Genomic DNA, 979 nt, shown 5'->3' on the forward strand with positions numbered 1-979 from the left:
TCGCTCAAGGGCGCGACGCTGTCCCGCGTGATTCATATCGCCCATTCGCTGGGCTTGGCGACGCGGGCGCTGCGTGCGGACATGCAGTATCTGCGTGATGCTGTCACTCCGTGCATCCTGCATTGGAATCTCAATCACTTCGTTGTGCTGAGCAGGGTGACGTCCAAGGGTGTGGAGATCCATGACCCAGCGCGCGGCAAGTTGCGTATGGGAATGGAGGAGGCCGGGAAATACTTCACCGGCATCCTGCTGGAGCTGATCCCAGGCGAGGACTTTGAGACCACGAAGCGCAAGAAACCCGTGCCGCTAAGAAGTCTTACAGGTCGCGTCTCGGGCTGGAAGCGCTCGCTCGCTCAGGTCTTGGGTCTCGCCATGGGCATCGAGGTGCTGGCCCTCACCCTTCCATTCCAGATGCAATGGGTGCTGGACCAAGTGCTCGTGGGTTCCGATCACAATCTGCTTCTGGTGATGACGCTGGGTTTCATGCTGGTTATCGCGATCCAAGCCGGTCTGACGCTAGCGCGGGCATGGCTGCTGAGCTGGCTCGGTGCATCCTTGAGCGCGCAGTGGACCAGCAACCTCTTCAGTCACCTCATGAAGTTGCCACTGGAATATTTCGAGAAGCGCCACATGGGGGACGTCGTCTCCCGGTTCTCATCGATCCACTCCATCCAGGCCACACTCACGGGTAGTTTTGTCGAAGCCTTGCTGGACGGTGCGATGGGAATACTCGCGCTGGTGATTCTGTGCGTTTACAGCTTGCCGCTCACCGGCTGCGTGTTGGGAGTGTTCGCCGTTTACGTGCTGCTTCGCTGTGCGATGTACCGAACCCTCTGGCGCACGACCGAGGAGCAACTGGTGTATGGGGCGAAGCAGCAGAGCGTACTGATGGAGTCTGTCCGTGGGGTACAGGCCATCAAGCTTGCTAACAAGCAGGCCGACCGCAGCGCGCGTCTCGCAAATGCCACCCTAGAAATGG

At 59.6% G+C, this 979-nt stretch carries 1 protein-coding gene; it reads left to right on the forward strand.

Going from position 1 to position 979, the window contains the following annotated elements:
* A partial coding sequence (locus XANALMUS060_RS17175; protein WP_045739481.1) for an ABC transporter transmembrane domain-containing protein occupies positions 1-979 on the forward strand: 979 nt, incomplete at both ends.

Origin of the sequence: Xanthomonas sp. MUS 060 (assembly GCF_000963215.1) — a bacterium.
Classification (GTDB): domain Bacteria; phylum Pseudomonadota; class Gammaproteobacteria; order Xanthomonadales; family Xanthomonadaceae; genus Xanthomonas_A.